The sequence below is a fragment of the Enterobacter cloacae complex sp. FDA-CDC-AR_0164 genome, assembly GCF_003071645.1.
Lineage (GTDB): Bacteria > Pseudomonadota > Gammaproteobacteria > Enterobacterales > Enterobacteriaceae > Enterobacter > Enterobacter ludwigii.
Map to the genome: position 1 here is coordinate 2,982,188 of NZ_CP028950.1, position 22,255 is coordinate 3,004,442.

Sequence of the window (22,255 nt, forward strand, 5' to 3'; positions counted from 1 at the left end):
CGCTCGAGGTCTTGTCTTTTTAGTTGATCTAAACGAAGTAAAGGAGGGGGATGATGAGTTTCAATCAGTCTGATTTGGATATTTAACTTGATACCCTTCAAAAAACGTACTTAGCGTACGGTTGAACTTCAGACCCCGATACTATCAACAAGTATAAAACTTGAATATCCGGGAAACAGCTGAAGCAACTGGCTACAGCTCTTCACAGGCCTGTCGGATACAAGCATCTTATCGAGATATGCCAGTGAATAAAATCAATAAGCAATAAAAAGCAAACTCAATTCAATCAGTCAATAGGTTGCGTTTACATTTATTTACATAAATTCACTTTATCCATACATTTCTGTCGTGTGATAGTGCAATCGCACTTTATGTTAAAATGTAAAAGAGGGATTTTTATGTCAAATATCAAAGAATTAACTTTAAGTGAAATAGAACTAGTTAGCGGTGGTGGAAACTCTGGTGACCATGAACATAACTTCAACAGTCACTCTGAAACTGGAGCACGTAACACGCTGGGACGGAATGCACCGACACATATTTACAGTGATCCGGACACATCTAGGTGTGGTGATGCTGTGTTTAGTGGGATGGTCGGTGGTGCAATCAAAGGTGGCCTTGTTGGAATGGCAAGAGGAACTATTGGTGGAGCAGTTACCGGCCAGTGTCTCTCCGGTGGTGGAAATGGTAACGGGGGAGGAAATACAGCCGGTTCCAGTCATTGTTCAGGAGGTGACATCGGCGGTACTTGTAGCCGATAAGTAAGTATCAACGGAGGATGCTGCAATGGTTATTAAAATATTGTCTTTTATATTAAGTTTATTACTGGGTTTTGCGCTATTAAGTGGCTCCTCCATTATTGACCTATCCTGGTTTTCCTTACCTGAGGAGTTTTCAAAGATAGTAATTACATTGATTACTCTGTTTTCCACTGCTAAATTTACAGATATGATTTTAGCAAAAATAAAAACTTTCATAAAGTGACGCCTTGTAATGAATGAGCGTACGGGCCAAGTTATATATAGTAAACAAAGTGCTATCGTTTTTCTTATAGTGGTTGTTATATCAACCGTTGTAACCCTATCCCCGGCTTTTATGCTGCGCTATGTCGGACTGGATACTGCTTTTACTATTATATTTATTACCGAAATTCTAATTTCAACTTTCGTTTATTTTTTTTATCTGAAAAAGATTCCTGGATGTATAATAAAAATGAGTGGAAGTCCGGCTTCAGTTAAATTTTCAGTATTTTCATTCCTCATAATTATTTTTATACAACTTACTGTTTATTGCTACAGAAACTATTTATACCATTACGAACCATCACAGATAAACTGGATAACGGTTATAGTAATGACATTAGTAGTTCCCTATTATGAGGAGATCATCTACAGAGGCTGTGCCTTCGAGGTTGCATGCTCAATTTACAGAAAAAACCTGGTCATTCCGTGTGTAATAACTTCTTTGTTTTTTTGTCTAATGCATGGGCAGTATTACAATATGCTGGATCAGATGATTCTTTTTGTTGTATCGATGTTATTATTTGCTGTTAAAATAAAAAGTAGATCTCTTTTCTACCCTATATTAATACATTCAAGTATGAATGCATTTGTTATATTATTAAATATTCAGAGTGTTTTATAACTATGAGTATATTCAGGGAAGAAGCTTTAAATCATCACAGTGATACTGGGTACGGAGATATTGTCTTACCCACATCATTCGGCATGACAGTATACGCCCTTACAACAATATTCCTGGTTTTGAGCATCGCATTATTTATTTATTTTGATAGTTATACCCGTAAGGCACATCTTACAGGCATCGTTATGCCTTCATCAGGACTGGTGAAAATAACACCTCAATATGCCGGATACGTCACCCGACAGACTGTTTCAGAAGGTCAGCATGTCATCGCAGGTGAGCCCGTTTACCATATCAGCGGCGAGCATTATAACGAACAGGGCACAGGTACGCTGGCTGCCATGGGCATGTCCCTGAGAACTCAGTATGCCATGCTGTCTTCTCAACAGGCTCTCGAAATGCGTGACAACAGTCAGCAGCAGCACGCCATAAAACAGCGAATTGCCTCCCTGAAACCTCAGATTAAAAGTGCAGAGCAGCGCCTGTCGCTTGCCGGGCATCAGGTTGCGCTGGCCGTGTCCGTCATGGAGCGTTATAAAAAACTTGCCGGTACGCATTACGTTTCAGATATCGAATACCAGCAGAAGCAGATTGACGTCTCCACGGCACAGCAAAATGTTGAGGATCAACGTCAGGGGCTTCTGCAATTACGCACAGCAATGGAGGCCGCTGAAGACGACCTTATCCATCTCATCGTTCAGGGCGAAAGCCGGAAAGCTGAACTGGACAGGCAGTTACAGGGGATAAGACAGCAGCAGGGCGAACTGGCCGGACAGGAGCATTTTACGCTCACCGCTCCGGTATCCGGAACCGTTGCCGCCGTGCTGGTCAGGCAGGGGCAGTCGGTCAGAGCATCTGAACCTGTCATGACGCTGGTCCCCGACAATGCGCGTCTGCAGATAGAACTCTATGCCACCAGTCAGAACGCCGGATTTGTCCAGCCGGGGCAACGTGTTGCACTCAGGTTCGCTGCTTTCCCCTATCAGAAGTTTGGTGTTCAGTACGGGACTATTCGTGAGATAAGCCGTACAACGCTGACGCCGTCAGATTTACTCTCCGTATCCCCTGTCACCTGGAGGGAGAATGAAGGGCACTACCGTGTGATTGTCGAACCTGAGAATACTTTTATTCTGGCTTATGGCAAAAAAGAACCTCTTCGTCCCGGTATGACCCTCGAAGGGGATGTCAGCCTGGATACACGTCATTTGTGGGAGTGGCTGACAGAACCGCTCTGGAGCCTGAAAGGAAAACTGTAATGGGAGCATTGAACTGGACAGGGAGAAGACAGCTTCCCCTCATCCGCCAGACAGAGTCAGCGGAGTGTGGCCTGGCGTGTCTGGCAATGATGGCCAGCTGGCACGGTCTGCAGACGGATCTTCCCACCCTTCGTGAACGCTTCAGTATCAGTACTCAGGGAATGACCCTGCAGAGGCTGATTGAATGTGCTGCCGGTATCCGTTTGTCTTCCCGCGCCGTCAGGCTGGAGCCGGAAGACCTGAAGTCTCTTTCTCTACCCTGTATTCTCCACTGGAACATGAATCATTTCGTTGTACTTCATAAGGTTCGTGGGAGCAGGCTGGTTATACATGATCCCGATAAGGGGAAGGTGACAATTTCCCTGACGGACGCAGGGAAGCACTTCACCGGCGTCGCGCTGGAGCTAATGCCGGCAAGCGATTTCACTGCAAGTGATGAAAGAAAGAAAATTCGTCTACGCCAGCTGACAGGAAAAACACCCGGCCTACTGGCGGCAATGTCCCGCATCATCGTTTTTGCCCTGGCGCTGGAGATACTGACATTAGGAAGTCCTCTTCTCAACCAGCTGGTTATCGATGAAGTCCTGGTCGCCGCCGATCGAAGCCTGTTGACCGTTATTATCATCGCCCTATTACTGCTGTCACTTACCCAGATGCTGCTGTCGTTGGCCCGTCAGTGGGCCAGTATTACCTTGTCCGTTAATTTTAATATGCAGTGGACTGCCCGGGTGTTCCATCATCTGGTTCGTCTCCCTCTCTCCTGGTACGATGCACGCAGTAAGGGGAGTATTAACGCGCGTTTTGATGCGGTAGACACCATCCAGCAGGCGCTGACCACGCAGGTACTTGAAGGCATTCTGGATGTGCTGCTTGTGGTGACTGCGCTCTGCATGATGTTGTTATACAGTCCTGAAATGACGCTGATAGCGGTACTGGCAGCAGTCATTTACGGCGTGCTGAGAGCGCTCTGGTATCCGTCTCTTCGACAGTCTGCAGAAGACGTCTGGGATGCTGGGGCCAGGGAATCAGGATATTTTCTTGAAACCCTTAACGGGATCCTGAGCCTGAGAATAAACGGTGTGACTGCATTTCGGGAAGCCGCTTGGCTGAATCTTAACGTCACCCGGAGAAATACGCAGTTGCGCCAGAGTCGTCTGCTGATGTGCTATGACATTGCGCACACCCTGACCGGCAGTGTGGTATCGGCGGTTATTTTGTGGAAAGGTGCCGGTGAAGTGCTGAATGGCACCTTTACCGTCGGTATGCTGGTTGCCTACTTGTCTTATCAGATGCGTTTTTCTTCAAGTATTAGCAGCCTTACTGACAAGTTTTTTTCGTGGCGAATGCTTGCTGTTTATAATGAGCGTCTGGCTGACATTGTGCTAACCCAAACAGAAGGGCATCAGCAACGGCCCGTTCATGAAGACGTCAGTACTTCTGTCATTACCTCCGTAGTCAGTGGGAATCCGGAAGCTCATCCCCCGTTATCTATCGAGCACATCTTATTCAGCCACAAGGGCGGGAACAAACCGATACTTCGCGGAATTTCACTGGCGCTGCAGCCGGGTGAAGTGGTGGCCATTACGGGTAAATCTGGGTGCGGAAAATCGACGCTGGTGAAACTTATCCTGGGGATTCATATTCCTGATGAAGGGACAATCAGAACATTTGGCATACCGCAAACGCACCCCGATTATTTTCAGGTACGACGTCGGATTGGTACCGTATTGCAGGATGATCACCTTTTCAGGGGATCCATTGCAGATAACATCATTTTCTTCAGCGAAGACCGCAATCAGGAAAGAATGATCCAGTGTGCCCGTCTTGCGCTGATTGACACTGATATCATGGCAATGCCAATGGGATATCAGACATTAATCGGTGAAACCGGTGGTGGACTCTCCGGAGGGCAAAAGCAACGTATTTTGCTGGCAAGAGCGTTGTACAAACAACCGGGGTTTTTATTACTGGACGAAGCGACCAGCCACCTTGATGTTGAGAGTGAAATCCAGATAAGCCAGACACTACGCCAGTTGGGGCTACCTGTCCTGCTGGTTGCCCATCGCCCGGAAACCATTGCCTCTGCAGACCGGATTCTGTATCTCGCAGATGGATATTTGGAAGAACAGAAATGCCAGTACACAGGGGATAATGATTATACAGCTTATGAAGCCAATGATGATAATGTGGTTAAGGAGACCTGACTATCAAATATGCTATATTCAGCGGGATATTTACACTTGAATGACCAAAAGATAGTATGCAATGTCTGCACCTTACTCAAGGCGGGCGGTCATATCCGAGAGCATTCTTCCGATGTAATTCTAATATAATTAGCTTACTAACTCCTTCTTGATTCGGTAGAAGGTGGCACGGCTGATATCTGCCGCTTTCATGATGTGGGCTGGTTTAACGTTCTGGGCCAGCATTTCGCGAACAGTCTCACGGGCTTCCATATCTTTTTCTTTCCCCGTATATAAACCTGCCTGTTTTGCTCTCTCGATCCCCTGTGCCTGGCGTTTACGGCGGGTTTCATAATCTTGTCGTGCCATTGTCGCAAGGATATCGATCAGCATAGAGTTGACTGCCCGAAGAATGCCGCTGGTAAGGTCGTTACCGGACATTTCAACCATCTGCCAACTCGTCGGTAAGTCCATTGATACGATCACCAGCCCTTTACTGTTCAACGTAGCTTTGAGTTCAGCCCATTCTTCATGTTGAAGACGACTGAGACGGTCAATCGCTTCAATTAGAAGCAAATCGCCAGGCTGTGCTTCCGCAAGTAGGCGCATCAGTTCCATACGTTCCAGCTTCGCACCACTTGCATTCTCAATGTATTCTCCGGCAACCGACCAGTTTTTGCTTTGCGCAAATTCGCGCAAGCTTACTAATGCACGATCAGCATGTTGGCCTTCAATAGATGCACGGCAGTAGATTCGGATATTCATTATGAATTCTCTTTTGAATATCGAGTTGATACCCATATGATACATCACGTCGTTATGCTGTCAATAGAGTTTAATTTAACCCTATTGAGACTTTGTATCATGGTCTTAATCAGGTATACCCAAAAGAGATATCTTATCAGCAATTTCCCTTGCGGATATTTGGGGGCTTGATGGTACAAAACAGGGTAGTCAAAAAATCTAGGCTAAATTCATTCTCCAATCGCGCCCCTATATGGGCTTCCTTGTAAGTGTTGTTGCGCATCATCATTGTTCAGGTGTAATTTTAGGTAACCTCCTAAAAACACAGAACATCAAATGATGAAACGCCTCGTAAGAAATCCTGGAAAATTTGAAGCTCTGGAAGTATTTACAGCATTTAGCCGTGAACATGACTACAAACTAAAATCACCAGAGGACACTGAAAAATTTCTTGAACAGTTTGGCGAATCGCTCAAAGCTTCACAGGAAAATCAGATACTACTTCACGGGAAACGCATGGAAGCGTGTTTTGGTCAAGTTGCCGCCGGACTACAAGGGTGTCGCCTGATAAAAACTGAAGACACTGGTGACGTCATTTCTGATGATGCTGATATTTTACTACCTGACTATAGACTCGTCCTGAAGGACGGTCGGCAGATATTCGTTGAGGTGAAAAATACTAGTGTCCCAAACCCAACATCAACATACCTACTGAGAAAGGACTACGTAGCAAAACTTCAACGCTATAGTGAGCTAAATGGTGTTCCATTGTATTTTGCAATCTATTACCGTTGTCTCAGGATGTGGACATTGCTGCCTGTGAATTCATTTATTGAACTGAAACACAAGTACGAAACAACACCGATACATTCACTTGCAAACAATGAAATGGCGATGCTCGGTGACGTGAACGTCGGGACTAAGCCCCCTCTTGTTTTCGAACTGGTAGCTGACAATAGTAAAGATGCCTCTGTCGATGAAGAAAATCGTGCAAGTTTCATTTGCGGTGACGTGAAGATGTACTGTGCCGGGAAAGAGATTGAAGATCACGATGAGAAGAATATTGCTTTCTACCTGATGCGGTTTGGTCGCTGGGAATGTGGCGAACCAGAGGGAGAAATGGATGAAAACGGGAAACTTCACAGCGTGCGCTTCACGTTTAACCCTGAATCATTAGAGGACTTTGAACGCAACGGTTTTGCCATGTTTGGTAGCCTCAGTTCGATGATAACTGAAGCATACAACGAGCATACCGTATATGAGCAAGAAGTGACTGCTATAACTCCGAAAGCTGACCCTGACGTATTCTCTGTTGAGATTCCCAAGGATTACAAAGGTAAGGCTCTTGGTTTGTGGTGTTTCATTATGCAAGCAAATCCTGATTTCAAAATAGGGTCTGAGGAGAAAATGCATTACGAGTACACGGTGGATAAATCATGACATTCACTGACTGGCTAATTCTAAACCAGCACACCAGCGATATATCTAAAGCCATTGAGTCATTACGACCAACAACAGATTATGTGAAAGATTACATCTTCCCTGTTACGATGGCATTTGCTTCAGCCTTTCTGGGAGGGGTGTCAGCGGTCTATATCAACAAAAGACAAGAGCAACAAAAAATCGCTAGAGATAATCTGATTACTTCCATACAAGCTGTAGCGCTAGCACAAGATTGCCTGAGTAACCTAGTTGCCATCAAAACCAATTACCTTAAGATAGACAGTGATGAGCCACTTGTAAGGGCTGGTGCTTTTACAACGATAATCACTAAGTTTGATGATGTAACATTTAGTACAAACAGCTTGTATTTTATACGTCCAATACCGACCGCGAACAAAAAACTGTATGAGTCAGTCGTATGGAAAATTAAGCATCGTATTTTACGAATGAAGATTAGAGCCCCGTCATCTGAAGAGCTAAGGGGAACCTGGCGAAACAGTGTCAGAGTAGGGGCTTTGTTCGGAAACTACAACGAGGCAATGGGTTTACTCAGATACAGAAACGAGTTGAACGAACAAGTTAAAGATAAGATTTCGATGTATGGTGACATTCTGACGCTCGAACATGTCCAACAGACGCTTGGAAAAAAACTTTGTGGGGGCTTCATTGACATCACTGAAACCTCTATCGCGCTGATAGATCATGTAATCGTTGAACTTTATCACTTTCTTTCTGAGTTTCCTGCTATCGCAGAAAGCAACATTGAGTTAAGTCGAGTCAGGGAATGGGGAGGTGTGCCGACTTATGAGAACAAACAAGCGGCGTTTTTGAAGTGTATAGAACCAATTAAGAAACCAGACTTTAAAAAGTTCTTTGCTTACACAGGGATGTCAGAGCAGGAAGCGCGGGACAAGTACACGTTCAAGTCATGGTTTGACTAATAGAGAAGCGTAATCTTAGTGTTAAGTATGACTCTCGTGACACAAAATGTCCCGTAAACTTGTTCCAGTTACATTGCTGTAGATGTGCAAGAAACTTGTTAATGGTTAGTCAGATCAGAAGCAAATACATACCTACTACAAATGAGATACAGAATGGGATACATTGTGGGCTACAACCCGCATTCCACCGCCCCTGGTGCCTGATGAAATGGGATACAAAGCTGACTTATCGGTCGGGTATACTTTTTTATCGAATCCTAAACAGCAGAACATGTATTGATTAAATAACTTAATCCGTTGGCGAGTAATGCAGGGGGGATTCGCCCCTGCATTTGAAAATCCTATAGAACGTTACTTATGGCAAATTTCCCGGTCATAGACTCCACCATTTACAGCCAGCATTTGCCTTTTCTTCTTTGAAATCATACCCGTCATGATTTGCGAGCCATCTAAAAAAATACCTTCAAATGTTCCAGGGCGTGCATTCCTTCCGGCAATAATCACAGTATCTCCCACGTTTAACGCAGCAACTTTATCGTTATCATAATCCGTATTTTCGAAAATGAATTTTAATCCTTCATTCGAATCAGGGACATATAACGTTACTAACGGTTTTTTACTGAAAGTGGCTGTACCGATGCTTTTAATTTTACCAATCACCATCAAACGACACTTCTTGAAGTCATTCGTTGCCCTGAATTCGTGTTCTTTAAACCGCGCATAAACTTCCCCGGTAGTATACGCTCTTGGAAGTATATCGATTATTGATGGTTTGGATGGTTGTTGTTTTTGTTGAAAATAAGTTGAGCCTCCATTTGATACCTGTATTGATTCGGATGTACTGGCTTGGCATGGTGTTATTAATAATCCGTTCAACACATAAAGCCCGAAGGAGATGGCGACAGTTGCAATCGATTTTTTAAAGTGACGTTTAGAGTGTGCTCTCATTTTGCTTTTCCATAACTTCTAACTTAACAATATGTTCCCCATTGCGGTATATTTTCACGTTGTCAGTTGGGGACTTAACTGCATTACGGATCTCATTCATTGTATCGTTAGATAACATACCGCAGCCTTCCATATACATAACCTTACGGATATTGGTATCTGATGTATTAGTGAAGCAGCTGCTTATCCATGAAACAGGTATTTCGACTCCATGTATCAGCTTCATATATTCAACGATAAACGTATCTGTCAAGTGAAAATGTCCAACCATGTATTTCCCGTTATAGGTTTGACTAGAAGACGAAGTTATCCAGTCGTTTTTTAAAACCAAAGTCAGTGCATTATTTTTCATTTTCAGATTCTAGTTCAATAATACGGTTGTTCGTCATGTCGGTAAGACATTTCTGTTCATTATTGCAACCGGATTTTTGCTTTATCCATTCTCTTTGGGAAGGGAGTAATCGTTTTCTAGTTTCAGGGCTAAGGTTTTTCCAGACCGAATTTAGTTTCTCATCGCTTGCTTTATAACTATGTGTATCGACATTTGAGGTTACTGCATTGTTTTTGGTGGCTTCGCGGTTGTTATTATAGAAAATGGGTGCGCGAACTCCTTGAGCGTAGTCTTTAGCTGCTTTGTCCCACACACCTTGACCATTGGCAGTCAGTATTTTTCTGAACTCTGTAGTGTTGAAACTGTAACTGCGGATCTCGCCATTGAAATCTAGTTTCACGTTGACGGTGGTTGAGTTCGCAATGCCAGTCAAGAAATCCCCAGCTTCTGAACCAAGTGAACAGACTAATTCCTTCGTATCGTCGTTATTCTTTGGGCGTAGTCCGTGCATCGTGAATCTGCCGTTATCAGTTGTAGCAGTGATATCTACCAGCGGCACGATCGAGGATGATTGCTTTGTTATCGCGAAGCATATTCCCTTCAGATTTACATCCCTGTCCATTCCGAGAAACATCAGGGCGTTTTTGTCGTTGCTGGCGACACCTGCTGATTTCGCCTCTGGCAAGAAATAGACGGTACTGGAGGCGGCGGTAATACCTGAAATGAGCACAACGCCTGACGCCATGATTTTTAATGTTTTTATAAGGATAGTCATTCTGGATACCTTCTTTCTACTGCAGTCCATCGGGGGGCAGAGCACCATCCCGTGAGTCTTGCTTGTAAGAAACACTACTCGAAGAATCATGATCTTACATTGATCTGTAAAAACTATCAATAACTTGAAATTGATCTATAAAAACGATCATTTATGGTGTGAAGAATCCCGAGAATGCTTTGATGTAACTGAAACGGAGATAAGGCTATTGGGAGCGTTGGTAAGCTCCCCCTTGACAGGTATGCAAGGGGAGAGTGATTTACTGTGAGAGTTTTTTTAAGTCTTCCAGAGAGTTAATCTCGTATTTAATACCGTTGACTGTTGCATACGATTTACTTGTCGTACTATCTACCTTGATAGCCAATCCATTGCCTTCGTCTTGGTTTACACCATCCTCCAGCTTGGTTATAAACGTCGGGTTTAGAATGCTGACTTCATGCTTGTCCTTAATATGCTGTGCAAATTTTTCAGGTGAAATCAGTTCATCAATGAAGGAGTGCAACACTAGTCCTTGCATTTTTAGTAAGTCATGATCATTTACTGTCTGTGCTTCTACATACGAAACACCAGGTGATCGGTTTCGATTGAACTTAATCACGATTCTCTGTTTTGTCTCGTCGGCGAAGGTTACTTCAAAATGACTATGCCGCCCATCAATGTCATAACAATCAATACGTTTGATAGCTTGCTTAATCTTCAGCCTAATTCGCTTACGGTCAGGGTTCTTAGTGTCATGAACATCGAAATTTCGAAATTGATCCCAGCCAGTAGTTTGGATTTCAGAGCGACGGATTTTGTACTGCTGAAATTCTCGCTCAAGCGTTATTTTTTTCTGGTTATTGGCATTAATCTGATCTGCCAATTCTTCGAGTTCATCTGTCAAAGTTGCAAGCTTTAGCAGCTTTTTAACAGCTTCTGATGCCTTTTCAATTTCAGATTCATACCAGGCCGTTTTATCTTCTTGGTGATTGTTCCAGACATGATCAGCGATTAGTTGCAAAACAGTGTGCTCAAGCTGGTATGACGTAAAACCTTTTTTACCGCAAGGTTTACCCTGAACAATTTTCGAACCACATATATAACGGTACTTGTTTTCACTTGAACCAGATTTGAACATGAAAGAACCACATTTGCCGCAAAAAAGAATACCGATACCTGAGAGTAGCGGGATTTCTGGTTCAGGGTTACCTGCTGGGTATTTTGATGAATTACGAGTGATGGCGCGGTGTCGATCTAATTTCGAAAGTGTCAAGTAGTCCACTTCCGACATAAGAGCAGGGTAGTAATCAGGAATAATGAAGGTTTCTTTTAACGGCTCATCTGATTCGGAATCGTATATGATGACACCTGATTCATCGCGTTTATCCAGCGTGAAGGTTTTTTGTCCATGAACAGTGGGGTTCAAAAAGGTTCTGATCAAATGTTTACCCCATTGTTCAGTTTTGGGGGGGAGCGCTTGACCGGTCTGGTCTTTATAAACCCTCTTTTTAGGGGCAGGGTAATGTTCGTTAAGATATCGTTGGATTCCAAGAAGAGTTTCGCCGTTTTGTTTAAGTTCGATAATCTTCTGAGCAGCGGTAAAATATATAGGATGTGGAGTAACGTATCCTGATTTTGTATCTACCCACCAAACATTCTGACCGACAGATTCTATTGCTTTTGCTGGTGTGCCCGATTTTCTTGTCAGGTTCTGTCGTATCAACGAACGGGCCTGGGCTTCAACTCGATTCTTTTTTGTCAACGATTCGTCGTGGGCGCGTGTGAACATCAACAATGAAATGATTAAATCAGTTGGATTATTCTTTACGTCAGCGTACTTATAGACCTTTTCATCCATGCCAGTAACAACGACTATCCCCCTGCTAAGTATGTTCTTGAATATATCCAAAGCGCTCCAGGCATCATCACGACTAATGCGGTCAAGATTTTCGACTACTAGCCACGAGCCAACGGGAACTTTAGCCCCAATCTGCTTGATGAACTCCGATAGCTTCCCTTCATGAGCATTTTTTCCTTTGAACGCAGACATGCCGAGATCGTGGAAAGCCGTTGTATCAAGTTCGAGATTATAGCGGGCCGCAATTTTTAAAGCGGTATCTTGCTGACGCTCCAGGGAGTTACCTTCCCGTTGTTTCACAGATGAAAAACGTACGTATGAATACAGCTTGGGTTTCATTGAGTGTGATTCCCTTCGGATGATATTGATTGATCAGATAGACCTGATGCTAACAGCATGAATGTGAATTTTAAACAGTGAATAATTATATGTTAGTCAAGCCAGCAAATGTAAGGTGTGTTCAGTTATCAAAAGATAATCTATGTAAGATTTTTGGATCCAACCTTCGTCCTAAAGTTTGCAGTAGTCTACAACCGTCTCTGGGAATGTGTTCAACAAATCGAACAGATGCCGTGACCTACCTTATCAAACTTGAGAATCAAACTTGCCCTGTAACCGTAAGCATCTCACATAATAGTTTCATTCACATTTAGAGAGACGCGGGCATAATCAATCAGCCAACAAAGGAGATCGCCATGCGTATAGTCCGTTTTACTGAATAGCAGATCATCGCCATGATTAAGTCGGTTTAAGCCGGACGAAATGCCAAAGGTGTAGGGCTGAAGGCAGACCTTTCTGAAGACACCTGCTACAACTGGAAGCCCCATTACTGCGATATAGACGTTTCTGATACTAAAGATACTGGATCTTAAGTACGAGAACAGACATCTTAAACAGATGATTACCAGCCTCTAAGCCTGAGCTGGTCATTTATCTAATCAATACATCCGGACTCAGTATCCGTCAGCCCAGTAGTTGTATAAACTAAGCTGAGGGGTTTTACCATTACCGTCCGGATATCTCATGTGACGAACCCGTTATTGCTGCATTGCAGGCGGTAGTAGAATGATATCCACGATACGATTTTTGCTAGCTGTACTTGATTCTGCGACGACAGGGATACCCGTGGCATCACAATAGGATCCACCCTATTTATACTCTGCTGAAGCTGAATTATTGCCGTCAGGGCAAACAACTGTTATCGGTGTGTAATCCCTCAACACTTGTCCTTATGGAAACACTAAACCAAAGATGATCGATTTTATGCATGATTCCTTAGTCTGTTGTCGTCGTTTTCGAACGTTTAAAGTAGTTCCAGAATGTAACCGAGAGGAGTTGCCGATTTAAATTGGCCTTATTTACCCGCTCCATGAGTGGTCTAGGGATCCGATAGGATTACGATAAAGTGCGGCTATCCGGCTATGGTGCGCATGGATAAAGGTCCGGAGTGTATTTTGCTGGTAATGACGAATGTACAGAGAAACATACTGAAACTGGAATTTAACCAGTCGGGTAAACCGAAGCAGATTGCTTTCAAGAGCATTTTAACCGGAGATACCATATAGGAGAACCTGATTATTATCTGTACAAATCACTGAATGAAGCACGAGAAATGACGGAAAAAATTGTTGTCAGAATATAGCCGTGAACGCCTGCATTAATTGTTGAATGATATGATAACGGAGGAATACTGCAAAAAAATATCTGGTCGGGATCTCAAAAATGCATGGGACAAAAAGGATCTATTAACAAATTTTACTAGGAAGTTTAGCAACGTTAGTGACAATTATGTTAAAAAATATAAATACATTATATTATTAAGAAATTGTATGCTATTTGTTCATGTTAAACAATTGTCTTTGCATTTCCTCGCGTGTAAAATGTACAAATGTATTAATGAAATGTTAGGTTGTATAAAGTTTATAACATTAATAGAAAGTATATTTGGATATTGATTTATAAAAAGCATGTTGCTTACGAGGTAAGGTTTTATGATCATTCGAGTATGCTTGATTATATTAATGCACTATCAGTTGGTTGTTCTACAGAGGGGGCAATCACTTATTGTTGAGCTTCTTGAGGAATCTAATGTTTGTCCGATAGGAATTGATAGTGTATCTCACGAATGTCGATGATATATCAGGTGGAAAATTTTTAAGTATAAACTGACATGATGGCTTATATCCATGATATTAATCTAGGTTATGCATGTCAGTAATATACACTATATACAGAGAAAATGCTATTCTGTTACTAAAATTGTACTCGAATCAAGGCTGAGTTATTCTTATCAGAAGTAAGTTTATTGTTAAATCAAAAAAAGATAATAAATACCAGCAGTTTATCTGCTGGTAATTTATAAAAAACTATACAGGATTCACTAATCCAACACAGACCGTGTAAATACTGCTTTGCTTATCTTTCTGAAAGTCTAAATCTATAATATAATCGATCTTAAGTTGTGGCCATTGAGTTATTGCTTTAGTAAAGCTTGAGTTTTCACATTGTCCATCTGCATGACCGATAATCAAAGCACCAAATTTCTGAATGTCACTAAACTCGATGTTTTTGTTGTAAATATTAGGTTGGGTATTTTCATCCCAGCGGGTTATGACTTGTGGTCGTGAAGAAGCATAAAAAGTGATCCATTCAGAAAGATACTCGCCTCCAACATACTTGAAAGGAGAATTATAATGTTTCTGCCATATTGCTTCAACTTTTTGGCTAAAAGTGATTACTCCTTGCATTTTTTGACCAGAATTGCTGATGTTCAATGCTAATACTGATATATATCCTATTAGAAAAAGTAAACCTGCTGCAAATAAAGCTAAAAATGCTTTGCTAAAAGATTGTCCATTATAATTTCTAACGCAAGCGACAATAATAGGAGGTGCTATAATGAAAAAAGGCTGAAGCCACTCTGTTAAACGACCTCCGTGATGAAAAAGGAACCATAGCCAAATGAAGAACTGTGGTATGAAAGCGATGTATATAATGACGAGTATAGAAACTTCAGTGGGCCATTTTAAATGGAGCTTATAATGATGCAATATTAATAGCATAAACAAAAGTGGGTAAAATATGCTAATTATTTTTACAATGATTTTAGGATTAAATTGTCTAATTATCTGTGAATCAACCCAATCTACAGCAGCAAAGTTATGATTCCAAAGCCATAAAATATTAGGAGTTACAATGCATACACAGAGGAATATCGCGAGGTAGAAAAAAGGCGAACGGTAACAATAGCGAATTTTTGGCACAAAAATTGTGGCGATGAAGATGGCAAAGACGAATACAAAAGTAGAATATTTAGCCATCATTCCCAATCCAGCTGCAATGGAGAACAATAACCACCACGCCGGATGACGAGTAATTGAAAAATAAAAAAATAAAAACATCCATGGCCACAACATAACAAGTAAATAATTGTCGTTGTAACTTATTATGTCGAAATTTATAATGCCAGAAAGGTTCAAAGTTAATAATGCTAGCCATGCCAATTGATCGTTACCGCTTAGGTATTTTGCTAAATACCAACAACCAAGCATGCCTATAGCAATTGCAGTAAAATGCGTACAATACCAATATAAGCTCATAGGAAAATCAATAAGCCATAATGCCGGTCGCCATATCATACCAACTAACCATGGATTCTTAGGTGAACCCCAACTAGCATTTTGTGCCCAATTGAGAGCCTCAATTGCGTCATAAGGAACAGTTGGATCAAGCCAAGTAGTCGCAATTGTCCAAAGAAGAGCGTATACGCTGATCCAAGAGAATAAATATAATTGTCTCATCAGTTCTCAAAATTTATAAAGTAAATGGTAATTTTTAATAAATGACTCTAATTAATAAAAGGTAAAATTAATGCGAGCCTTAATAATATAATAGAATCAGAACGTAAATTCTCAGCAGTTTTTTGTAATTCTTACAAGCGATGCTTTATGAATGTGTTCTTCATCCGATGAAAATGAAGCTACTCCTCTAATTGGTTTTCAAAAAAATAAGAACACCAGCGCTTAACACTTCGTCAAATGAATCTAGGTCATATTCATTTTGAACCGTTGTATAAGCTTTAAAGCAGTGTTCAGATAAATCTATAGATTCCTTACTGAGCAGTGTAACTATCAATTTAAAAGTTTTTATAAATAAATGTTTATCTCCTACTGGTATAGCCCACAGGGATTTTTCAGTTGCACGAACAGCAATGGAGTCTAAGTTATTGGCTTGAAGAGGAAAGCTGATCAATGCCAACATATTGATAAATAATAATATATACAATTTCGTCATTCTATTTAAGTGTATTGAGAAAGCGGTTTATGTAATATTTTTGCTATTTTTATAATATAAGATCATGGTTAAACTGAAGTTAAATAGAATTCCTTTTGCAAAAAAAATTTACGAGAAATATCTGAAGGATTTGCTTTTTTTATATTATCGTAATTGAGCGGTCATAGGTAGATTGAATGAAGAAAAAAGGAAGCTGCTTTCTAAGCCATGCTGGAGGGAATTTTGCTTGTTCACATGTGTTTTAATAGTGAGAACTTAGTGCCACGATATGATTTATCATGTTTGTTTTCTTTAGTAAGCTTTTCTAGTTATGATGTTGATAATGTTTTTTTAAGATTAAGTGCTATAATTATAATTGGTTCATTAAACTACTGTGTAATAAATAAGGTATACAAATGAATAAAACCAATTTTGAAGAAAAACTTGAGAAATCATTGTCAATTATGAAGCAAAAGAATATGTGGGAGTTAAATTATGCACCACCTTTATATAAAAGGTTATGGAAAAAAGGCTATCAAATCCCGCCACCTCCGTTTGCATCTGTATGGCTAAATGCATTAATATTTGGGATGTATTTTTCGATTGTATGGGGTGGGCTTATGTTAGTCCTGCTATTATTGCTTGATCTCTTCGAGATTAAAACTTTTCTAATATATTCAGTCTCGGCAGGTTTCCTTTTTGGTATATCAATGAGTATTTATCATTTATGGCGAAGAGTGGTAAATGAATTGCCTGAATGGGACGATTTATAATGAATTTTAGATAGTGTTTGGATATGCAGTTTATTAAGTGATTATAAATATACTGCATATCCTTTTTTAATCAATAATGGGTAATAAACTGTTTTTATAATATTAAATCATCGTCGACCATTACATATCTTACAAATCGAACAGGATAAGTCATTTCAATAGTATGACCGTCAATATAATGATTGATCATGTCAAATGTATAATACAAATAAGGTATGCTTTGAATTTGCGTTGAGCTCCAGTAAGGCGATGCTCCTTCACCATTATCTTGGGGTATGTCAAAATATGATTTGAAAAGGTTATTTTTAAGACAGCTTTTTGAAGAGAGTAAAGATAATTCCTCGATACTTGGCAGTCTCCATCCATTCCCTTGTTTTATTGCTTCACCAAAAGCTGTACTCAAAGTAAGGGGAGTTGGTTCTCCAGTACATCCATTCTCTATATTCCATTGCATGCCGAAAGTACAAGCCTGCCATTCTAGATTGTTTTTAAGATCTATCACTGTCGAATCTTCGGTGATAAAATCACACTGAGCATATGCTGACAAACTACTCATAGCTAATGATAAAAAAATTAAAATTTTCATTTTTTTCATGATGAAGTTAAGCCATCATAATGAAATGATGGCTACAGTTAGGTTTATTTAAGGTTATCAATTGCAATTCTTGAAGCTTCTGCGATTACTTTATCCTCATGCTTGGCTTCTTTTTCGTTTTTTGTTGTGTATACAGAAATTATAAGAGGAGCCCGGTTCTTTGGCCAGACTACCGCATAATCATTTGCCGTACCGTATGCTCCGCAACTACCAGTTTTATCGCCAACTACCCAATCGCTTGGTACGCTAGCACGAATACGCGCTGCACCGGTTGTGTTACCCTTTAACCATGTCTGATAGGTTTCCTTTTCATGTTCACTAAGTATGTTACCCAGAGCAAGGGTTTTCAGACTCTTGGCTACTGCTGCAGGTGTAGATGTGTCACGCTCATCGCCTGGAATAGCTGTGTTTAGATCTAACTCCCAACGATCGAGTCTAAAATCTTCATCTCCAATCGACCGCATGAATTTAGTCATACCCTCTGGACCACCGATATAACGTTCAAGAATAATATTAGTAGCACCATTGTCGCTATATTGTAAAGCAGCAGCAGCCATATCACCTAATGACATTCCATTATCTTTATATTTAGTTGTGATGGGTGAATGGAACTCTAAACTTCTTGTATTATAATTCACAATCTGATTAAGATTAAGTCGATTATCTTGAGAGCCTTTTAATACAGCAGCAGCTAAAAAACCTTTAAAAGAACTACATAATGGAAATCGTTCATTTGCTCTGTACGAAAATGATTTACCCGAGCCAGTGTCTAAAGCGTAGACACCAATCCTGCCATTGAAATCTGTTTCAAGGTTTTTAATCTCATCAATGCCCTTCGTATTGGCCTGTGAGAAAAATGATATTGAAATTAAACAAGAGCTAAACAAGATGGCTATTCTACTTTGCTTTACATTAAGTGACATGGTTTTACCTTATATACAATTTTCTATATTAACTAGGACATAGCGTGTATTAACTTTCAACAGCGAGCGATTATACAGTTGTTATTTTTTCTTTGAAGCAATATAATTTTTATACAGACATAACTTTTTCTTTGGGTTACCATGCGTGCCAGATTACCTTTAAATGCATTACGAGCTTTTGAAGCCTCAGCAAGATATCTAAATTTTACTAAAGCCGGACTAGAACTTCATGTAAGCCAGGCCGCCGTAAGCCAGCAGGTCAGAACACTTGAACAAATGCTTGGTGTGGCTCTTTTTACAAGAGTACCGCGTGGGTTACAGTTGACAGACGAAGGCATGCATCTTTTGCCTTCGATTACAGAAGCTTTGCAGATGATGAGTTCTGCGATGGATAAATTCCATGAAGGTAAGATTAAAGAGGTGCTTACTATTGCTGTCGTAGGGACTTTTGCAATAGGATGGCTCCTTCCTCGGATTACTGCGTTTCTTAATGAAAATCCATGGATTGATATTAGAATTTTAACGCATAATAACGTTGTCAATCTTGCTGCAGAAGGTATTGATGCATCTATTAGATTTGGAACAGGCGGCTGGATTAATACGGAAAATATTTTACTCTTTCAGGCGCCGCATACAGTATTGTGTTCCCCGGAAACATCCAAGAAATTGTACATTCCATCAGACTTAAAAAAAGTTTGCTTACTGCGTTCCTATCGAAAGGAGGAATGGAATAATTGGTTTAAAGCTGCTGGGATCGACCCTTGGACTATTACAGGGCCTATCTTTGATTCTACCAGACTTATGATAGATGCTGTAAAGTTAGGTGATTATGCAGCACTAGTTCCTTATCATATGTTTCAAAAAGAATTAAATGAGCGATCCGTGGCAAAACCTTTTGAAATTTATGCCACGCTTGGCGGTTATTGGCTTACTTTGCAGAAATCTCGGGTTAATCATAATAGTGAAGCACTTAATGTTTTCAAGGAATGGATTATCGAGCATAGCAGAGAGTTTGTATTAAAATCCTAGTCTCTGCTAAAGGTATATCAATGCTTTTTATTTAAGTAATCGTACCAAAAACTTCTCTTACCTTTATAATTGACCGTTGTAAGACATCTGATGATATGCCGGCTAATTTTTTTTGAATCAATGTTTAATATTTCACTAATCTGAAAATAATTAAGCTGCAAGTAAAAATAGTAATAAAGAATTTTTAATCCTAAAAAATGATGTTTTTTATATCTCATAAATGATTCGACATATAAACTACTTAAGACGTTATCTTTAGACAAGGTTTCACTTTGAAAGTGAAAAGCAGAGGTTCCATTAAACATTAATGAAATCAAGTCACGATATTTTTTGTCATAAATAAAAATTATTTTATAGTATTTTGAAATAGATAAAAAATCAATAAAGTCAATAAACTCCTCTTTTGTATAAACAATTGCATCGTTACGCGATATTATATTGTATACACCCAATGATAAATAGCTGTTATCACTAAAGATTAAAATTAAGTTTTGTTTCTTGTCCATGTAAATTTGTTAGTTTCAAATATTATTTATAGGTTATGTAAATTTTTTCAGTTTATGTAAATTACAAGTAAATTTTTGGTTGAAATGCTCCTTGTGTATTTTATGGCTTTTGTTTTATGATGCTATCATTAAATTTATTATTTAAAACTATTAAATGTTAAACGCTTGCTAAACGAATGTACTATTACATCACAAGTAATTGCAGTTTTTAACTTTTTGTTTATGATGTTGTGAGGGTAATTTGTTTAAATAAAATGTGTATATCATAAACTTTTTAAAGATAATGCTATGTTAGAAAAGAAGAATGTATTTTTTAATAATAAGAATTTTATTCTTATTACAGTTATTTTAATGTATTTACCCGTATCTTTAGATGCTACTATCCTACATGTTGCAACTCCATCTGTAGCTTTAGATCTTAAAGCTTCTTCAAAGGAAGTTTTATGGATTATAGATATCTATTCGTTGGTTATGGCATGTCTTTTGCTGCCGATGGGGGTATTCGCCGATAAAATTGGGTTCAAAAAGATATCTCTGATTGGAATGCTATTATTTTGTATTGCATCATGTTTAGCATATATATCTTCTAATACCATAATGTTAATTTGTGCAAGAACTTTATTGGGCATTGGGGCCGCAATGATCATTCCTGCAACTCTCTTGGCATTAAGGCTATCTTTCGTCAAGCCAAAAGAGCGTGCTGTTGCACTAGGTGTATGGTCCGCTATAGGTACTGGTGGAGCTGCATTCGGTCCATTTGTGGGTGGTCTTTTAATAGAAAATTATTCGTGGAACTCTGTCTTTTTTATCAATATTCCTATTTGCTTCATTGTTTTTTTTATGTTAATCGGTCTTAAAGAATATAAAGTATTAGGCAGTTCTAAAATTATAAATTTACTTGATCCTTTGCTTTTAATGTTTTCTATATTAATGATTGTTTTAGGTGTTAAAAACTTAGGGGCTTCTGAAGAGTTTATTACTTATTTATCATTCATTATGTTGGGACTAGTTATGTTAACGATATTTTGGAAAAGGCAGGTGATGCTCGTTCATCCAATGATAGATATTGAACTCTTCAAACATAAGCCTATATTGGCGGGGCTAATTCTTGCGTTTATCGCTATGGCCACGCTGGTTGGATTCGAATTTTTTGTTTCTCAGGAATTACAATTAGTATTTGGGTTATCACCTTTTCAAGCTGGACTGTTTCTATTTCCATTTATTATTGCGAGCTCTATATCCGGTCCTTTCGTTGGATTCACACTTACATGGTTAGGAGTTAAAAAAATTGGATTTTATGGTGTTTTATTAAGCTCGTTATGTTTCTTTTTCATGGCATTTATGGATTTTAGTTCTAATAGATGGGAGGTTTGGGTTGCAATGATTATTTTAGGGTTTTGCATAGAAGCAGCTTTAATCTCTTCTACATATGTAATTATGAATGCCGCAAAAAAAGAGAAAGCAGGGGAAGTTGGAGCAATTGAAGGAATGGCGTATGAACTCGGAGCAGGAACTGGTATCATATTATTCGGGATGATTATGACGGCTTCATTCACAGCTAATCTGTCTCTTGATTTTCTTGCTGATATCAAGCAAGCTCCTCCATTATCACTAAGTGAGGCGATCGGTATTGCAGATTCATTACCACACTGGCAAGGACAAGAATTAGTTCATGCCTCAAAAATTGCCTTTCTAAATTCTCACGGTAATGTAATGCTTGTTGCAGCAATTTTGTTGATTTTATTATCATTTATTGTTTCACATTTGCTTAAAGAGTACTCGGAACCTAATGAATAGATTTTTATGTTCTTCGTTAATTATTATATGCACACCTCAGATTAGATATTGAAATAATTAATTTAGAACTCCGATACAAATTGATATGTCTAATATCAAAGTTAATTTAGTTAGTTCTTTATCTCGATAAGTTCTAAGAATATCGGGCCTATTAGCATTTTAATTAATTATCAAATGTTGATGATTAGTAGAGGTTGACTAAATTAAGCTATGCTTCCTTATTTTTTGTTCACTTTGTTATAAACTGAAGGTTTCGTA

The 22,255-nt window shown here is 39.7% G+C and carries 20 protein-coding genes and 3 pseudogenes; 12 read left to right on the forward strand and 11 right to left on the reverse strand.

Annotated features, from left to right (window positions below; genetic code table 11):
- Window positions 1-139: 139 nt before the first annotated feature.
- Window positions 140-268: pseudogene (locus tag AM410_RS24145) on the forward strand (recombinase family protein); the annotation flags it as partial.
- Window positions 269-398: 130 nt separating this feature from the next.
- Window positions 399-761: a hypothetical protein gene (locus AM410_RS14645; protein ID WP_072048459.1), complete on the forward strand. Its 363-nt coding sequence runs from the start codon at window positions 399-401 to the stop codon at window positions 759-761.
- Here AM410_RS14645 and AM410_RS23915 read toward each other — a convergent pair.
- Window positions 726-977, reverse strand: a complete 252-nt coding sequence (locus tag AM410_RS23915; RefSeq protein WP_154820316.1) for a hypothetical protein — start codon at window positions 975-977, stop codon at window positions 726-728. The two genes, AM410_RS14645 and AM410_RS23915, sit on opposite strands and share 36 nt — an antisense overlap.
- Before the next feature lie 235 nt (window positions 978-1,212).
- On the opposite strand from AM410_RS23915, the gene AM410_RS24150 reads away from it, so the two are divergent.
- From AM410_RS24150 to AM410_RS14665, 3 genes are read left to right on the forward strand one after another with little or no spacing between them, the layout of a single operon-like run.
- Window positions 1,213-1,644, forward strand: coding sequence for a CPBP family intramembrane glutamic endopeptidase (locus AM410_RS24150; protein WP_227542186.1), 432 nt, complete (start codon window positions 1,213-1,215; stop codon window positions 1,642-1,644).
- 2 nt (window positions 1,645-1,646) lie between these two features.
- Window positions 1,647-2,900, forward strand: coding sequence for an HlyD family secretion protein (locus tag AM410_RS14660; protein WP_045143229.1), 1,254 nt, complete (start codon window positions 1,647-1,649; stop codon window positions 2,898-2,900).
- Window positions 2,900-5,104 (forward strand): peptidase domain-containing ABC transporter, encoded by a 2,205-nt coding sequence (locus tag AM410_RS14665; RefSeq protein ID WP_045143230.1) that lies wholly within the window; start codon window positions 2,900-2,902, stop codon window positions 5,102-5,104. The genes AM410_RS14660 and AM410_RS14665 overlap by 1 nt, the downstream gene beginning before the upstream one ends.
- A gap of 129 nt (window positions 5,105-5,233) precedes the next feature.
- Here the strand turns inward: AM410_RS14665 and AM410_RS14670 are convergent, their stop codons facing one another.
- Window positions 5,234-5,848 carry a recombinase family protein gene (locus AM410_RS14670; RefSeq protein ID WP_045143235.1) on the reverse strand — a complete coding sequence of 205 codons (615 nt, stop codon included), beginning with the start codon at window positions 5,846-5,848 and terminating at the stop codon, window positions 5,234-5,236.
- A 315-nt stretch (window positions 5,849-6,163) separates the two neighbouring features.
- On the opposite strand from AM410_RS14670, the gene AM410_RS14675 reads away from it, so the two are divergent.
- Window positions 6,164-7,267 (forward strand): hypothetical protein, encoded by a 1,104-nt coding sequence (locus AM410_RS14675; protein WP_181010274.1) that lies wholly within the window; start codon window positions 6,164-6,166, stop codon window positions 7,265-7,267.
- On the forward strand, window positions 7,264-8,211 hold the full coding sequence (locus AM410_RS14680; protein ID WP_045143231.1) for a hypothetical protein: 948 nt from the start codon (window positions 7,264-7,266) through the stop codon (window positions 8,209-8,211). The genes AM410_RS14675 and AM410_RS14680 overlap by 4 nt, the downstream gene beginning before the upstream one ends.
- Before the next feature lie 351 nt (window positions 8,212-8,562).
- Here the strand turns inward: AM410_RS14680 and AM410_RS14685 are convergent, their stop codons facing one another.
- The 4 genes from AM410_RS14685 to AM410_RS14705 all read right to left on the reverse strand — a co-directional run bounded on the left by AM410_RS14685 (window position 8,563) and on the right by AM410_RS14705 (window position 12,441).
- Complete coding sequence (locus AM410_RS14685) at window positions 8,563-9,159, reverse strand: hypothetical protein (RefSeq protein WP_045143232.1); 597 nt, start codon at window positions 9,157-9,159, stop codon at window positions 8,563-8,565.
- On the reverse strand, window positions 9,143-9,511 hold the full coding sequence (locus AM410_RS14690; protein WP_045143233.1) for a hypothetical protein: 369 nt from the start codon (window positions 9,509-9,511) through the stop codon (window positions 9,143-9,145). Before AM410_RS14690 ends, AM410_RS14685 begins: the two co-directional genes overlap by 17 nt.
- Window positions 9,501-10,265, reverse strand: coding sequence for a lysozyme inhibitor LprI family protein (locus AM410_RS14695; RefSeq protein WP_172972899.1), 765 nt, complete (start codon window positions 10,263-10,265; stop codon window positions 9,501-9,503). Before AM410_RS14695 ends, AM410_RS14690 begins: the two co-directional genes overlap by 11 nt.
- A gap of 259 nt (window positions 10,266-10,524) precedes the next feature.
- Window positions 10,525-12,441 (reverse strand): recombinase family protein, encoded by a 1,917-nt coding sequence (locus tag AM410_RS14705; protein WP_045143234.1) that lies wholly within the window; start codon window positions 12,439-12,441, stop codon window positions 10,525-10,527.
- A 98-nt stretch (window positions 12,442-12,539) separates the two neighbouring features.
- Here AM410_RS14705 and AM410_RS24300 point away from each other — a divergent pair.
- Window positions 12,540-12,755 (forward strand): annotated as a pseudogene (locus tag AM410_RS24300) (hypothetical protein); the annotation flags it as partial.
- An 81-nt stretch (window positions 12,756-12,836) separates the two neighbouring features.
- Window positions 12,837-13,835: pseudogene (locus AM410_RS23970) on the forward strand (integrase core domain-containing protein); the annotation flags it as partial.
- A gap of 633 nt (window positions 13,836-14,468) precedes the next feature.
- Here the strand turns inward: AM410_RS23970 and AM410_RS14725 are convergent.
- Both AM410_RS14725 and AM410_RS14730 read right to left on the reverse strand, forming a co-directional pair.
- On the reverse strand, window positions 14,469-15,902 hold the full coding sequence (locus tag AM410_RS14725) for a glycosyltransferase family 39 protein (RefSeq protein ID WP_045143254.1): 1,434 nt from the start codon (window positions 15,900-15,902) through the stop codon (window positions 14,469-14,471).
- A 187-nt stretch (window positions 15,903-16,089) separates the two neighbouring features.
- On the reverse strand, window positions 16,090-16,395 hold the full coding sequence (locus AM410_RS14730; protein WP_072048476.1) for a DUF4354 family protein: 306 nt from the start codon (window positions 16,393-16,395) through the stop codon (window positions 16,090-16,092).
- Between the two features lie 395 nt (window positions 16,396-16,790).
- On the opposite strand from AM410_RS14730, the gene AM410_RS14735 reads away from it, so the two are divergent.
- Window positions 16,791-17,147 carry a DUF6404 family protein gene (locus AM410_RS14735; protein WP_045143250.1) on the forward strand — a complete coding sequence of 119 codons (357 nt, stop codon included), beginning with the start codon at window positions 16,791-16,793 and terminating at the stop codon, window positions 17,145-17,147.
- Window positions 17,148-17,241: 94 nt separating this feature from the next.
- Here AM410_RS14735 and AM410_RS14740 read toward each other — a convergent pair whose 3' ends face one another.
- Window positions 17,242-17,733 (reverse strand): Lcl domain-containing protein, encoded by a 492-nt coding sequence (locus tag AM410_RS14740; protein WP_072048475.1) that lies wholly within the window; start codon window positions 17,731-17,733, stop codon window positions 17,242-17,244.
- Between the two features lie 53 nt (window positions 17,734-17,786).
- Complete coding sequence (locus AM410_RS14745) at window positions 17,787-18,665, reverse strand: IMI family carbapenem-hydrolyzing class A beta-lactamase NMC-A (protein WP_050737109.1); 879 nt, start codon at window positions 18,663-18,665, stop codon at window positions 17,787-17,789.
- Between the two features lie 141 nt (window positions 18,666-18,806).
- Here AM410_RS14745 and imiR point away from each other — a divergent pair, with 141 nt between their 5' ends.
- Window positions 18,807-19,694, forward strand: coding sequence for a LysR family transcriptional regulator ImiR/NmcR (imiR, locus tag AM410_RS14750; RefSeq protein WP_045143249.1), 888 nt, complete (start codon window positions 18,807-18,809; stop codon window positions 19,692-19,694).
- A 17-nt stretch (window positions 19,695-19,711) separates the two neighbouring features.
- Here the strand turns inward: imiR and AM410_RS14755 are convergent, their stop codons facing one another.
- Window positions 19,712-20,200, reverse strand: a complete 489-nt coding sequence (locus AM410_RS14755) for a hypothetical protein (protein WP_050737108.1) — start codon at window positions 20,198-20,200, stop codon at window positions 19,712-19,714.
- A gap of 288 nt (window positions 20,201-20,488) precedes the next feature.
- On the opposite strand from AM410_RS14755, the gene AM410_RS14760 reads away from it, so the two are divergent.
- Window positions 20,489-21,997 (forward strand): MFS transporter, encoded by a 1,509-nt coding sequence (locus AM410_RS14760; RefSeq protein ID WP_050737107.1) that lies wholly within the window; start codon window positions 20,489-20,491, stop codon window positions 21,995-21,997.
- Window positions 21,998-22,255: the final 258 nt, after the last annotated feature.